Origin of the sequence: Geobacillus sp. BMUD (genome assembly GCF_013096845.1) — a bacterium.
Lineage (GTDB): Bacteria > Bacillota > Bacilli > Bacillales > Anoxybacillaceae > Geobacillus > Geobacillus vulcani.
In genome coordinates this window covers 110,134-124,572 of sequence record NZ_SDLA01000007.1, presented here as the reverse complement: position 1 = coordinate 124,572, position 14,439 = coordinate 110,134, and the positions used below count along the sequence as shown (strand labels likewise).

Genomic DNA, 14,439 nt, shown 5'->3' with positions numbered 1-14,439 from the left:
AAGGAATCCATTGGTGCAAACGATTGCCTTTATAAGGAGGTCAGGCTTCCATGTTCAAAGAAGCGATCTACCACCGTCCGACCGACCACTTCGCCTATGCCTATGACGAAAAAACCCTTCATCTTCGCCTGCGCACAAAAAAGGGAGATGTCGATCACGCGGAACTGCTTTTTGGTGACCCGTACGAATGGCACGATGGCACCTGGCAGTTTCAAACGATGCCGATGCGGAAAACAGGTAGCGATGGGCTGTTTGACTATTGGCTCGCCGAAGTCAAGCCGCCATATCGACGGCTGCGCTATGGGTTTGTGCTTCGCGCCGGGGACGAGAAACTGGTCTATACGGAAAAAGGATTTTACCATGAAGCTCCGAGCGACGACACCGCTTACTATTTTTGCTTTCCTTTTCTCCATCAGGTCGACCTATTCCAAGCGCCAGACTGGGTAAAAGACACGGTTTGGTATCAAATTTTCCCCGAGCGATTTGCCAACGGCAACCCAGCCATCAGTCCGAAAGGGGCGCGGCCGTGGGGAAGCGAGGACCCGACGCCGACGAGCTTTTTCGGTGGCGACTTGCAAGGAATCATCGATCACCTTGACTATTTGGCTGATCTCGGTATTACCGGCATTTACTTGACGCCGATTTTCCGCGCGCCTTCGAATCATAAATACGACACTGCTGATTATTTTGAAATCGACCCGCATTTTGGGGACAAAGAGACATTGAAAACGCTTGTCAAACGTTGCCATGAAAAAGGAATCCGCGTCATGCTCGATGCGGTCTTCAATCATTGCGGCTATGAGTTTGCCCCGTTTCAAGATGTGTTGAAAAACGGCGCAGCGTCTAGGTATAAAGATTGGTTCCATATTCGTGAATTTCCGCTCCAAATGGAGCCGCGCCCGAATTACGACACGTTTGCGTTCGTGCCGCAAATGCCCAAACTCAACACCTCCCATCCGGAAGTGAAGCGCTACTTGCTTGATGTCGCGACGTACTGGATTCGCGAGTTTGATATTGACGGCTGGCGGCTTGATGTTGCCAATGAGATTGACCACCAGTTTTGGCGCGAATTCCGCCAGGCGGTAAAGGAGCTAAAACCAGAGGTGTACATTCTCGGCGAGATTTGGCACGATGCGATGCCGTGGCTGCGCGGCGACCAGTTTGACGCCGTCATGAACTACCCGTTGGCGGACGCGGCGCTCCGCTTTTTCGCCAAAGAAGACATGAGCGCCAGCGAGTTTGCTGACCGATTGATGCATGTGCTTCATTCCTATCCAAAACAGGTCAACGAGGCGGCGTTTAACTTGCTGGGCAGTCACGATACCCCAAGGCTGCTCACTGTTTGCGGCGGCGACGTCCGCAAAGCGAAGTTGTTGTTTTTGTTCCAGCTTACTTTCACCGGTTCGCCGTGTATTTATTATGGCGATGAAATTGGCATGACAGGTGGAAATGATCCGGAATGCCGGAAATGTATGGTGTGGGATTCAGAGAAGCAAAACAAAGAACTGTATGAACATGTCAAGCAACTGATCGCGCTTCGCAAGCAACACCGGGCGCTTCGGCGCGGAGACATCACGTTCCACACGACCGATGGCGAAATCAATCGTCTCATTTACGAAAAGACGGACGACGGCGAATCGATCATCGTCATCATCAATCGGAGCAACGAACCAGCCGACATCCCGCTCCCCTTTGACGCGCGGAGAAAATGGCTCGTCAACTTGCTGACAGGTGAACGATTCTCCGCTGAAGCAGAAACACTTTGTGTCTCCTTGCCACCGTACGGGTTTGAGCTTTACGCGGTTGAGAACTGGCAAGTTGGCTGAGCGGGCGGTTACGGATCAGCATATCGGCTGCCGGTGCAGCGGATAAGCTGCACCGGTGTGATCTTTTGCCGGCCGTCTCCGAAGACGGAAAACGTTCGGCGAACATGTCGCTTTCCGGCTGAAAACACACTTTCCGCCCCTTTGATGAACACCGGCAGCGGCGGCATGGAAAATGCGACCGTATCCATCGGCCTCTCCCCTCTTTTGTCGGAAATGTGCAAGCAAAATCGCTTCTTTCTCTTTCCATTATGCAACAAACTAGCTAAACTGAATATATCGTTCAAGTCGGAATAAGAAAAGGAGTTGTCTCAACATGCGCCGTGAGGCCAAAACGCGATCATTGTTTTCCTTGACGTGGCCAATTTTTATTGAAACGTTGCTCTATATGGTGATGGGCAACGCCGATACACTGATGCTCAGCCAGTATTCAGATCACGCGGTTGCCGCCGTCGGGGTGGCGAACCAAATCATCGCTTTAACCATCGTGCTGTTCAACTTCGTCGCTTTAGCGACGACGGTGCTTGTCGCCCAATATTTAGGCGCCCGCCGGGAGCAAGAAGCCGTTGACGTATCGCTTGTATCCCTCGTGGCCAATTTGTTGTTCGGATTGTTGTTAAGCGCCATTCTTGCCGCATTCAGCGAGCCGATTTTGCGAATGATGGATTTGCCCGTCGAGCTGCTTGATGAAGGAACCCGTTATTTGACAATTGTCGGGGGATTTTTGTTCATCCAAGCGCTGATGATGACGATCGGCGCCATTTTGAAAAGCTATGGCTTCACCCGTGACACGATGTATGTGGCGGTTGGCATGAACGTTTTGCACGTCATCAGCAACGCGGCCCTCATTTTTGGTTTGTTCGGCCTGCCCGCCCTCGGCATCCAAGGGGCTGCTATATCGACCGCCGCCAGCCGCGGTATGGCCTTTCTCGCGCTTCTTACTTTGTTGTGCAAACGAACAAACATTCCGCTCGCACCAAGGGCGTTTCGCTGTCTTCCGTTTCACTATTTGCGCTCACTGCTGAAAATCGGTATTCCGGCAGCCGGGGAGCATCTTTCGTACAATACAGCGCAAATGGCCATTACATATTTCATTACATGGCTTGGCGCTGAGGCATTGACCGTCCGTGTATACACGCAAAACATTATGATGTTTGTGTTTTTATTCGGCATCGCTGTCAGCCAAGGAACGCAAATTCTCGTCGGCCACTTCGTCGGCGCCGGGCGATACGAGGAAGCCTACGCCCGCTGCTTGAAAAGTTTGTACAGCGCCATCGTCATTTCAGTGCTGCTGGCCGCAGCCGCCTATTGGTTTGCTGAACCGTTGCTGTCGCTCTTTACCGATGACCGCTCGATGATTGTTCTTGGCCGCAAACTGTTGCTGTTAACAATCATTCTTGAACCAGGGCGCTCCTTTAACTTAGTGATTATCAGTTCGCTTCGTGCCGCTGGCGATGTGCAATTCCCTGTCTATATGGGCATTTTGTCGATGTGGGGCATCGGCGTGACCATTGCTTACGTATTTGGCATCGCCCTCGGATTTGGCCTCGTCGGCATTTGGCTGTCGTTCATCGCTGACGAATGGCTGCGCGGACTGTTGATGCTTTGGCGCTGGCGGTCGCGCGTCTGGATGAAAAAAACGATGGTGCCACACGCCAAAATGGCGTAGCGCCACCAATCGACAAAGAGCTGCGCGTAGGCGCAGCTCTTATTCTTTAATGCGAATGCCGTAATAATCGAACCAAACGTGTACTTGGCCAAGGTAAGCGAGCAGCTGCGGACCGGTCATAAGCTGCCCGAACCACGGCACTTGGAACGACCTTCCTTCCGTTTCAACAAGCGATGACAATTTTTCTCTATCGAAAAACTCATGCAAAATCGAAGAGCGGTCATGGAGCAGCTGCTCAAGCCATTGCTTGACAAGTTTCGTATATAACGGATGGTGCGTTTTCGGATATGGGCTTTTTTTCCGGTAGAGCACCTCTTCGGGAAGCAATCCCTCGAGCGCTTTTCGCAAAAGACCTTTTTCTCGACCGCCGTACATTTTCATATCCCATGGAATATTCCAAACGTATTCGACAATGCGATGGTCAGCGAACGGCACGCGCACTTCCAAACTCGCCCCCATGCTCATCCGGTCTTTCCGATCAAGCAGTGTTGTCATAAACCAAATCATATTTAAGTAAAACAGTTCACGCCGCTTTGCCTCCTCGGCGCTTTCCCCTTCCAGGCGCGGCACTTCGGCGATCGTTTGTTCATAACGCATTTGCACATAGTCGTCAAGGCGAAGCTTTTGCCGCCACTCGTCCTTTAATAGGCCCATACGCGCATCGATCGAACGCATCCAAGGAAACCCTTTCCGCGACAAATCGTCCGGCCGATGGAACCATGGATAGCCGCCGAAAATTTCATCGGCGCACTCCCCGGATAAGCTGACGACAAACTGTTCGCGAATTTGTTTGCAAAACCAAAGAAGCGAAGAATCGACATCCGCCATGCCTGGAACATCGCGGACGATGACGGCTTCATGCAAATGGCGGAACAGTTCTTCTTGCGTGATCACGCAGCGGTGATGAATCGTTTGAAATTGATTGGACACCTGTTCGATAAATGGTGCATCCGTGTTTGGTTGAAAATCGTTGGCTTTGAAATACTGGTCGTTTCCTTCATAATCGATCGAGTAGGTGTGGAGCGGCCCTTTTCCATCTGCCGTGAAGACATTGGCGGCAATCGCCGTAATGGCGCTCGAATCAACCCCGCCAGATAGAAATGTGCAGACCGGCACATCGGAAACGAGCTGACGCGTCACCGCATCCGTCAACAGAAAGCGCAGTTTCTCGACCGTTTCCTCAAACGAATCGCGATGAATGTCGCTTTCGACATTCCAATACCGCCAAATGCGAAGTCCTTGGCGGGAAAAAGTGAGCGCGTGTGCGGGGCGCAGTTCCCGAATGCCGTCAAACACGCCGTGCCCCGGCGTGCGCGACGGTCCGAGCCCAAACACTTCGGCGAGTCCTTCATAATTGACTTCTGCCTTTACATCAGGATGGGCCAAAATGGCTTTCACTTCCGAACCGAACAGCAACCCCCCGCCATCTTCTCGATAAAACAAAGGTTTTACTCCGAGCCGGTCGCGCGCCATAAATAATAGCTCGCGCTCCTCATCCCAAACGGCAAAAGCAAAAATGCCGTTCAGCCAATCAACGCATTGTTCCCTCCACTCCATGTACGCGGCAAGCAGCACTTCTGTATCGGAGTGGCCGTCAAATCGATAACCTTTGCGCAATAGTTCCTTGCGAATCTCTTCTGTATTATACAGTTCGCCGTTGTAGACGATCGTATAACGGCATCCATTTTTTTGCCGGAGCATCGGTTGTTTGCCGCCGGCCGGATCCACAACGACGAGCCGCTTATGACCGAAAGCGACGTGTGTATCCAGCCATGTATTGGTATCATCCGGTCCACGTTTGGCGAGCGTCTCTGTCATGCTGTCAATAATCGTTCGCTCGCGGCGCAAATCGCGCCCGAAATGGACCCAGCCAGTAATGCCACACATACAAACCAATCCTTTCTTTTCATCAAAGATGGCAAGTTTTCATCCGTTCCCATCATTTCACCCGTTCTTTTTTCACAACCGCTTCTAGCGGTCGCTCCTTTGATTCACGATGGTTCTCCACATCGGCATGATTCCATTTTATGCACCCCCCGTCATTTCGATGAATTGTCCGACGCCGGTCGCCGCACGAATAAATCAGCAAAAAAATGGAAAAACAGAGGAGTACAAGGAGGATGAGGGACATTGAACATCGAAGAACGACTGCGATGCATTGCGGAACAGCCACGGGCGTATATACAAGGAACAGTGGAGTTTGTCAACAACGAATGGATCTTTTTTGATGAGGAAGAAGAGGAAGCATCCTTGATGGAAGAGATGGCGGAGCAAGACATCGAATGGTTTCATTGCGGGCATTGGCTGTCCGGGCAATGGCAGGATCAGGGCGCGGTCGCCACGGATCTTGGCGTCTTTCCCCTCGAAAACGGAGATCGCATCCGTTTCCGCAAGCGGCTGACTTATGCCTACCAACAATGGCTCGCCGCGCTTCCTGATTCAACTTTTTTCCAGTTTGTTCAATGGCTGAACAGCCTCGGATTTTCGCTGTATGACTGCTTATATTGCTACAATGGCCTATTGTTTGCCAAATCGTCTGGCGTGAATTTCATCATTTACGACAACACTGAACAAATCGGCAGCATCCACCACTATTACGAGCGCGGACGGGCATCAAGCGATCGCTTTGAAATCACATTGAACAGCGGTGAGCGAGCCATTTGCGCCCAAATCGGCTGAACCACCTGTTGATCCTCACGTCGTTTAAGTCCAACGGCGAGCTGTCAATATTTTTTACCATCCTTCCGCCCGAATCGATGATCGCAGCTGTTTTGCTTTAGGCGGAGTGCCGACGGGCGACGGCTGTCAACCGACGCGGGCGGGGGGATCACTTTTGCTTTTCCGCCACATACCGCATCACTTCTTCAGCGAGAAGCGGCGGACAAATCACATATCCTTGCGCATACGTGCATTGCAAATCACGAAGCCGGTTGAGCTGTTCCAGCGTTTCCACCCCTTCGGCGATCGTCTCAAGCCCCAACCCTTGTCCCATCGTAATCATCGCCTTGACGATGGCCTCATCGGAGGCGTTGGCATGCAATTGTTCAATAAAGGCACGGTCAATTTTCAATATTGTCGCTGGCAACCGTTTTAAATAATGGAACGAGGAATATCCGCTGCCGAAATCATCGACGGCGATGCCGACGCCAATCTTTCTTAACTCGTCCATCGCCCGCAGCGTGCTGGACAGATGGCGGAGCATCGAATGTTCGGTCAGTTCGAGATGCAGGCACGACGGCGACAGACGCGACTGCCGAAGCGCTTGTTTGACATCATCCACAAACCGCTCATGCTGAAACTGAACAGGGGATACATTGACAAAAATCGCAAGCTGATCATCCCCCGTCATTTCCTGCCACCGCTTTGTCTGTTTGCAGGCCGTTTTCAACACCCAGCGCCCAATCTCATGAATCAACCCGGTCTCTTCCGCCAAAGGGATGAATTCATCCGGCCGCACCAGCCCAAGCGTGGGATGACGCCAGCGGATTAACGCTTCCATTGCTCTTACCGCACGAGTATGTACATCCACAATCGGCTGATAGCAAAGAAACAGTTCATTCTCTTCAATCGCTTTGCGCAAATGGCCGCCCATTTCCAATCGATACATTGCTTCCTCGTTCATTCGCGCGCAGTAGCGCTCCACGCGGTTGCCGCCGCCTTTTTTCGCCATGTTGACAGCCATATCGGCGTGCCTAAGGAGCGCGTGTTCGTCCTCTCCGTCATCTGGAAACATCGCTAGACCAACGCTTGCTGTAACGAAAAATTCCTTTCCGTCGTACACAATCGGCCGCGCCACTTCGCGCACGATGCGGAGCGCCGCTTCCGTTGCCGCCTCGACCTCTGTTTTGAGCGGGAAAAGCAAGCAAAACTTGTCGCCATGAAATCGGCCAAGCTCCGCACCAAGCGGCAAGGCGCGGCGAATACGCTCGACAAGTTGACGCAAAATGTCATCTCCCGCGTAATGGCCGACACTGTCGTTAATCCATTTAAACCGGTCCAAATCGATCAAGGCAACCGCCGTCTTCCGCCGCTTCCGCTTCGCTTTTTCCAAATGCTCAGAAAGCAGCTCCATCCATTTTGTCCGATTCGGCAAATTCGTATCGGGATCGTAGTAGGCTAAATACGCAATTCTTTTTTCGGCCCTCTTCTGCTCGGTAATGTTATGGCCAATGCCGTAAATGCCAACCTTTTTCCCATCGACAATGATCGGGATGTTTTTCATTTGGAAAAGAAGTCGTTCGCCCGATTTCGTCGGCAGTTCCAAATGATATGTCTGCACATTTCCACGCAGCGCCCGGTAAAAATAGCGGGTGACGCGGGGAATATCATTCGGATGAATATACTTGAGCGAATTCGTATACAGAATTTCTTCTTTCTTGTAACCCAGCACTTGTTCAAAGGCAGGATTGACGCTTGTCAAACGGCCGTGCAAGTCCATCGAATAGACAATATCGGTGTTATGTTCAAACAACGACTTATATCGTTGCTCGGACATCTGCAGGCGAATATGCAGCTGCTCCATATCGCGTGAGGACGTGGACATGAGCCGGGCCAGCGTCATGATTCCTTCCGGTGGCGCCGGCAATGGCAATGACAAACCGTTCTCCGCTGATGCCGCTGTTTCCGTCAGCGAAACAGCGGCAAACGCAGCCGGCCGCACAGCCGTATACGCATCTTTCATCAACACCTCGACGGCTGGAAACAGCGCTGCCTGTCCAAGCGCGGCAGCCACGCCGTCCAACAGCGGGCGCGTATACCCGCTGAGCGCCGCGCTGTAGTAAAGCAACATTCCCCGAGCTGGCTGCTTGGCCATTTGCATCGCTGCATCACGCACGCTCCAGTAAAAGGACGGAGCATGAACATAGGCAAACCGAACCTTTTCTCCATTATGGACATGGCCCCTTACGACAACCGAGCCATCCCGGTTGACAGCGACAATTGGCAGGCAGACATCGCGTCCGCTCCGTTCGACAAGAAACGGGAATTCCACTCCGGAAAGCGGCAGACGTTCGATAAATTCTTTGCCTAAATATCGTTCTAAATAAAGCGACGCTTTTTGCCCGTTGAGCTCGTCAATCTGCTGATCACGGCTTTTCGTGATGGAAAACGCCAAACCAATCGGCTCCCATAAGAATGGTGCGACACAGTGGCTGCGAAGCGCTGTTCCACTGAAAGAGACGGCGATCCCTCCGCGCTTAAGCCGACCGTCGGACGAAAATAACACGCTGCCTTCGGGAAGTGCGCAACCGACGATAGCCATTCGTTTGTTTGCAAGGGGCAAGTGGCGAAGCAGGGAAGGCAAAACCGAGCGGTGATTCGTAAACAACAAAAGCAACGTCGTATCGTGATGGATGACCGCTTCCGCAATCAACGCCGCCATTCCATCCGGGCAGTCAAACTCATCGGCTGGCAGCACCAACGACGAAACGGTTGAAGACATCATCGACGCGATGCCAACAGCGAGATTCGTCTCCCCAGCCATTGGCAACGGTCCTGCCATCCCCATCATATGGGCACGCGGCCAACGACGGGCTACCGCGGCCATCGCATGGCGCACCGCTTCCTCATCGTTGCCTGCGACTTGGACAAACAACGTCTCATCCAAGGAAGAACTATGCTCCCTGATCCAACGATCCAGCTCCTCGGCGCGGCGGCAGCAGAACCAACGCATAAACGATCATGCCCCCTCCGCTGACCAATCAGGCCAGAAAATTCAAAAAATGATATTTCTTTTACCATACCATATTTTCGTCTTTAACGTAATTTCCGACAGAAGTCTCCCCCCTCAAGGAATGTGCAGGGCAAAGCCCAATGAGTAGGTGGGAGATGAATGTCGGTTGGCGATCGCCGACGGATGTGGTAATTTATTGTTAGAACGGACGCCTTCGGAGCGAAGGAAAGCGTAAAGGGTTCTTGTGTGTGGCTTACCGTTCGGCGAACACGCACAAGTCGCTTGAAGCCTCCACCTCTAAGCGAAGCGTAGGTGGCGGGTAGTTCACCAAAAGCGGCAACCAATAGAAGGCTGCCGCTTCGCTTTAGAATAAGTCAAAACCAAGCGGCAGCAACAAACCAAGAAACAGCGTCACCGCAAGGGCAATGACCCATTGCGTCCATCCTGCCGCCGCGCTTTTCCCTTTTTTTTCAGCTGCTAAAACCATTTCCATCGCTCCGATTACCCACAGCCCGGCAAGCGCCTTTAGCCAATAAAGTGCAGATATCGAAGCAATGCTATGCAGCAAAAGCCCCCCCGTCGCGATCGTGAGGATGTAAAACAGCCGCAACACCATTTGTACGATCTTGGCTTTGTCCGCCCTTTGCCGCTCCATCGACACCGCAAGGAAAAACAAAACAATCGTGATGAGCCAGCTCGTAATGTGGGCATGCGTCAACGTCCATCCCTCCAACCATTCCTTGTTCCTCCCCATCATAGCACGGCGGGCGGACGGTTGACAAACTTCGTGAAAACGAAAGCCGCCCTTTCTTTCAAGAGAGCGCCTTTCGAACACCAGTGGAAGCTTTCTCGCTTTCGCCGTTTACTCTCCCACTTTGTTGCGCAGCGTGCCGATGCCTTCCACCGTCACCTCAATAACATCACCCGTTTGCAAAAAACGCGGTGGGTTCATCCCTTTGCCAACCCCGGCCGGCGTTCCTGTAGCAATGATGTCGCCCGGCTCAAGCGTAATGCCTTTGGAGATCGTCTCGATGATCGATTCGATGGAAAAAATCAATTGTTTCGTGTTCGCTTGCTGGCGCACTTCGCCGTTGACCTGCGTCTCGATGTGCAAGGCGTTTGGATTCTTCATAAATTTACTCGGCACGATCCATGGCCCCATCGGACAAAATGTATCCAAGCTTTTGCCGAGAAAATATTGTTGATGCCGATCCTGCAAATCTCTTGCTGTCACATCGTTGATGATCGTATAGCCAAATACGTAATCTAGCGCATCCTCACGGCGGATCCCTCGCCCTTGTTTGCCGATGACCACCGCCAGCTCCCCTTCATAGTCCAGCTCATTGGTGACACCGGCATGGCGCAAAATCGTTTCCTCATGACCAATGACTGTTGTCGGCGCTTTCGTGAAGACAATCAAATGCTCCGGCACATCGGCGCCGCCGAGCTCCAACGCGTGATCCACATAGTTTTTGCCGATGCAAAAAATATTTTTTGCCGGCCGCGGAATGGGAGCCAAAAGGCGGACATCGTTGAGGCGGTAAACATATTCCGGCGTCGGATGGGCTAACGCCCAGTCAACCACTTCTTGCACCCGGCCGAGAAACTCCTCTCCTTGAGCAATTGCCGCGAGCATCGTCGTCGGCATCATCTCCGTTCCAGCCATCGCTCGTTCGGCGCGGCGCAAATGGACAACGCGGTCATCTCCTTGCGGCACGGCTCCGACAAACGTTTCTCCATCGAAAAGTGCGGTGGTCAGTTTCATCGTATCTCTCCCTTTCTTTGGTTATGCAGCAGTCGCTTCTTGGACTCTTCTCTTCCGCGCGCCTTAGCCATTTTGGCGCGTTGAGGATGATATTCGCCATCGAGGCGAAAAAGCCCTGTTTTTGTAGAATTTTGTCTAAATTAGGAAATTTATCACTTATTTTCCCGAATCGCTTCCTTTTTTCGTCATGATATGTATAATAATGTTTAGTTTCCGCTAGTGTGTCGATTGCGACTTTCGTCATACAACAAACGTCTTTTATCGACGCGTCATGCCTCAACCAACATTTCAAACGAATTGATGGTGAAGGAAATGGTTCTCTTGCAAATTGAAGAAAAACGACAACAAATGATTGAATTGGCGCTCACCTATGGATTCACGGCCAAAGAGACGATCGAGTGCAGCCAAGAGCTGGACCAATTGATCAATCAATATTTGCAGCAAACGAAGACTTTTGAATCACCATCTCCGTCCGTTCAGTAAGCGGCGGATTTTTATTGCCCCGGCCGGCGGCGAAACGGCGGCCGCGCTCCGTATGTCCCCCACCTCCACAGCCACTCGATCGGTCCGCAGCAAAACCTTGTAAACCAGTGGCGGCTCACCCATACTTCAACCGCATACAAGGCAAACGCGAGCATCGTCTCCTGCCATGCGCTTGTGCGCCCGTACCACCCAAGCCCATAACTGTAAAACAGCGAGGTGCAAACAAGCGATTGCGCCAGGTAATGGGTGAGCGACATTTTCCCAACGTCTTGCCACCACCGCCAAACACGCCTCCAACTTGGTTTCCCACAGACGAACACGGCAGCAGACGCGTAGAACACCGCCAATGCGGCTCCACCGAAGCTGTCTTGGATGTACACGGTCAAGTCGTTGGCCGCAGCCCAATACGGAATGGTTTTCAGTGCTAAACCAAAGCATAGCGCCCACCCCATCAGGCGGCGCAGCTTCGCAGGCGGGTGACGGTCGGCTTCAAGCCAACGTTCGTAAGCAGCGTAGCCGCCAAGCAAACAAAACGGCAGCACGGTCAACACCGTAAGTAGCAGCCCACCATCGCCGTTGATATACATCCAGTCGCTCCACCGTTGCCAAAATACATCACAAAACGCTCCGTTTCGATAATGGCGAACCGCCGCGGCCGCCACGGTCTCGTGGCCGCCAGCTGTCTCCATTCCTCCGGCCAACACATCGAGAGTTAACAACAGCACCATGAGGCCGTGAAAAAGAAAAAAGAACGCCGCGGCCGCCGTCCGCCACCAACGAGGCGGGGCGGCGAAAAAGAAAAGCATAATCCCCCCTGTAATTGCGTAGGGAATCAAAATATCGCCAAACCAGAGGCCAAACGCATGAACGAGGCCAATCCCAAGCAAAAAAAGGAAGCGGCGCAAAAGAATCGGAATCGGCCGCTCCCCGCGGCTGCTGAGCCGACGGAACATCATCACTGCGCTGAAGCCGAATAAAAAGGCAAACAGCGGATACGCGCTTGCTTCAAACAACACGTCGACGACCGCCGCCACCCCCGGTCAAGGGCGCTTCCCTTGGCGCCGTCGTCGTATAACGCCGGCGAGGAAAAATAACGCATGTTGACAAGCAAAATGCCGAGCAAGGCGAATCCACGCAGCACATCCGCCGCGACGATTCGCTCGGGCGATCTGATCATCACTTTCTCCCTTCTTTCCACCGACTTGCCGCATACGAATCCGAAGATGCCCCACCACCTTGCCAGTGCACGCTTGATTCATTTCACTCCATGCTTTCTCCTCTGCTCGTCTGAAGGCGCATGCCTGTATCATCAGTTGACATAGCGGCCTGATTTTCCAATTGCATCCCAATACTGGCGACGCAAATGTACTTTTTGAATTTTTCCGGAGGCTGTTTTCGGCAGCTCATCGACAAACGTGACGCCTTTAATGGCTTTGAAATGAGCCAGTTTTTCCCGAGAAAAGGCGATCAGCTCTTCTTCTGTCACGTTGTGCCCTGGACGAACGACGACAAAGGCATGCGGCGTTTCGCCCCATTTTTCGTGCGGTGCGGCAATGACAGCTGCCTCAAGCACAGCAGGGTGTTCATAAAGCGCACCTTCGCCTTCAATTGACGAAATATTTTCCCCTCCGCTAATAATAATATCCTTTTTCCGGTCAACGATATCAATAATTCTCCCATCCCCCTGTTTTATGTTTTAGAAAATTCATAATTGTATTATATAACAAAGATGGCATAAAGAAAAAGAGGGCCGTCCCAAAAGTCGTAAAATGACTTTTGAAGCCAGCCCTCTTTCTTGGCTAGTCCACTCCATTGCGCCAAAAAAGAACCTGGTTTCCTCTTTTTTCAAAAACGAACGCTAGGGGAGTCGTCTCGACAACCGCTAGTTATTTCCTTTCACCCCGGCGTCCAAGACATCCGGATCAACCGTATTCGTGACGTTGCAAAACGTATTCGTTTGCAAGAAATCGCCAGTATTTCCGCCTCCGGCACCTGAATTTGACTTCGTGGTGCTTTTCGGAGCGATTTGCAGCACATCCCCCATGTTGACGGTGCCATTGCCGCTTACGTTCGTCACTTTGATCCCACCAATGACGATTGCTGGCATCCTCTTTCCCCTTCCTTTCTGCCCGTTCCCTTTCTTTATCATACGCGGGAGCTGCTTTCCTCACTTGGACTCTCGCCCCGCATTGAACCGTTTTTTCTCTGTTTTCATACAATAACGATAGCGACACGACAAAAAAGGAGGGGGCTCTTCATGCCTTCATTTATCAGCGGTCCAATTAAAATCACCCATGTCAGCGGCGACGGCACGGTAAATTTCGGCGACGTCTTGCAAATCACACCAAAGAGCACGTTGAAATCCAACACCGGCTCAGGCGGCGGCAACAACGGCGACTTCCTGCAGACGAATACGTTCGTCAGCTTTACGAACACCGGTGATCCAGATGTGTTCGACTCAAATAATGCTGCCAACAATTAAAGCGAACGTTTCGCACCTTGCGCCCATACACTAGAGTATCATCGAAGAAAACAAGGAAGGGAGCATGCCCACATGCCGGCTTTTGTCGGAGTCGTCAAACTGAACAGCATCGGAAGCAGCGGCGTGTTCCATATTGGCGATGTGTTTGCGATTTCTCCGCAAAGCGTAACGAAAACGTTCGCTGGCGCCGGTTCGTTTAACACCGGCGACGGGCTTCATATTTATAACTATTACAGCAATACGAATACGAATGACGCCGATGTCGCCGATGAAAATGTCGTCGGAAACGTTTGAAGGAGGAGAAGAGGGTGCACGTTTACATCAGCCAAAGCATCTGCATCCACCAATTGCGGATCGGCTCGGTCACCAATTCATCCGTTTTGCAAATCGGCAGCGCCGGAAGCATTCAAGCGCTCTCGACGCTTGCCAACACCGGCGGATTCACCGGTCCGGCTCCACAGGCGACCGTGCCGCCCGGTGCATCCGCTCCTCTCGTTCCTCTCCATTCAGCCACCCGCTAAATTTAGCGAAAAAAGTGATGAGAGC

The 14,439-nt window shown here is 52.2% G+C and carries 12 protein-coding genes and 3 pseudogenes; 7 read left to right on the top strand and 8 right to left on the bottom strand.

The window, feature by feature from the left end; genetic code table 11:
* Window positions 1–50 precede the first annotated feature (50 nt).
* Complete coding sequence (locus ETC05_RS10235; RefSeq protein ID WP_171660930.1) at window positions 51–1,826, top strand: alpha-glycosidase; 1,776 nt, start codon at window positions 51–53, stop codon at window positions 1,824–1,826.
* A gap of 80 nt (window positions 1,827–1,906) precedes the next feature.
* Here ETC05_RS10235 and ETC05_RS10230 read toward each other — a convergent pair.
* Window positions 1,907–2,041, bottom strand: a pseudogene (locus ETC05_RS10230) (AraC family transcriptional regulator); the annotation flags it as partial.
* A 98-nt stretch (window positions 2,042–2,139) separates the two neighbouring features.
* Between ETC05_RS10230 and ETC05_RS10225 the strand changes: the two are divergent.
* Window positions 2,140–3,492, top strand: coding sequence for an MATE family efflux transporter (locus tag ETC05_RS10225; protein WP_171660929.1), 1,353 nt, complete (start codon window positions 2,140–2,142; stop codon window positions 3,490–3,492).
* 39 nt (window positions 3,493–3,531) lie between these two features.
* Here ETC05_RS10225 and asnB read toward each other — a convergent pair whose 3' ends face one another.
* On the bottom strand, window positions 3,532–5,379 hold the full coding sequence (gene asnB, locus ETC05_RS10220) for an asparagine synthase (glutamine-hydrolyzing) (protein WP_171660928.1): 1,848 nt from the start codon (window positions 5,377–5,379) through the stop codon (window positions 3,532–3,534).
* A gap of 243 nt (window positions 5,380–5,622) precedes the next feature.
* On the opposite strand from asnB, the gene ETC05_RS10215 reads away from it, so the two are divergent.
* Window positions 5,623–6,171: a DUF2777 domain-containing protein gene (locus tag ETC05_RS10215; protein ID WP_031405354.1), complete on the top strand. Its 549-nt coding sequence runs from the start codon at window positions 5,623–5,625 to the stop codon at window positions 6,169–6,171.
* 148 nt (window positions 6,172–6,319) lie between these two features.
* Here the strand turns inward: ETC05_RS10215 and ETC05_RS10210 are convergent, their stop codons facing one another.
* From ETC05_RS10210 to ETC05_RS10200, 3 genes are all read right to left on the bottom strand, one after another.
* Window positions 6,320–9,163 (bottom strand): EAL domain-containing protein, encoded by a 2,844-nt coding sequence (locus ETC05_RS10210; RefSeq protein WP_171660927.1) that lies wholly within the window; start codon window positions 9,161–9,163, stop codon window positions 6,320–6,322.
* Window positions 9,164–9,527: 364 nt separating this feature from the next.
* Window positions 9,528–9,881: a YisL family protein gene (locus tag ETC05_RS10205; RefSeq protein WP_171660926.1), complete on the bottom strand. Its 354-nt coding sequence runs from the start codon at window positions 9,879–9,881 to the stop codon at window positions 9,528–9,530.
* Window positions 9,882–10,025: 144 nt separating this feature from the next.
* The gene (locus tag ETC05_RS10200; RefSeq protein ID WP_171660925.1) at window positions 10,026–10,928 is read right to left on the bottom strand and encodes a fumarylacetoacetate hydrolase family protein; all 903 of its coding nucleotides are present in this window, start codon (window positions 10,926–10,928) and stop codon (window positions 10,026–10,028) included.
* A gap of 312 nt (window positions 10,929–11,240) precedes the next feature.
* Between ETC05_RS10200 and ETC05_RS10195 the strand changes: the two genes are divergently transcribed.
* Entirely contained in the window at window positions 11,241–11,411 is a 171-nt protein-coding gene (locus ETC05_RS10195) for an aspartyl-phosphate phosphatase Spo0E family protein (RefSeq protein ID WP_031405362.1), read from the top strand.
* Window positions 11,412–11,422: 11 nt separating this feature from the next.
* Here ETC05_RS10195 and ETC05_RS10190 read toward each other — a convergent pair.
* From ETC05_RS10190 to ETC05_RS10180, 3 genes and pseudogenes are all read right to left on the bottom strand, one after another.
* Window positions 11,423–12,588, bottom strand: a pseudogene (locus ETC05_RS10190) (DUF418 domain-containing protein).
* A 132-nt stretch (window positions 12,589–12,720) separates the two neighbouring features.
* Window positions 12,721–13,080 (bottom strand): annotated as a pseudogene (locus ETC05_RS10185) (AMP-binding enzyme); the annotation flags it as partial.
* A gap of 213 nt (window positions 13,081–13,293) precedes the next feature.
* Window positions 13,294–13,518, bottom strand: coding sequence for a spore germination protein (locus tag ETC05_RS10180; protein ID WP_171660923.1), 225 nt, complete (start codon window positions 13,516–13,518; stop codon window positions 13,294–13,296).
* A 150-nt stretch (window positions 13,519–13,668) separates the two neighbouring features.
* On the opposite strand from ETC05_RS10180, the gene ETC05_RS10175 reads away from it, so the two are divergent.
* The 3 genes from ETC05_RS10175 to ETC05_RS10165 all read left to right on the top strand — a co-directional run bounded on the left by ETC05_RS10175 (window position 13,669) and on the right by ETC05_RS10165 (window position 14,414).
* Window positions 13,669–13,893 (top strand): spore germination protein, encoded by a 225-nt coding sequence (locus ETC05_RS10175; RefSeq protein WP_011230194.1) that lies wholly within the window; start codon window positions 13,669–13,671, stop codon window positions 13,891–13,893.
* A 72-nt stretch (window positions 13,894–13,965) separates the two neighbouring features.
* Window positions 13,966–14,187 carry a spore germination protein gene (locus tag ETC05_RS10170; protein ID WP_011230193.1) on the top strand — a complete coding sequence of 74 codons (222 nt, stop codon included), beginning with the start codon at window positions 13,966–13,968 and terminating at the stop codon, window positions 14,185–14,187.
* Window positions 14,188–14,201: 14 nt separating this feature from the next.
* Window positions 14,202–14,414: a spore germination protein GerPB gene (locus ETC05_RS10165; RefSeq protein WP_013146201.1), complete on the top strand. Its 213-nt coding sequence runs from the start codon at window positions 14,202–14,204 to the stop codon at window positions 14,412–14,414.
* Window positions 14,415–14,439 lie beyond the last annotated feature (25 nt).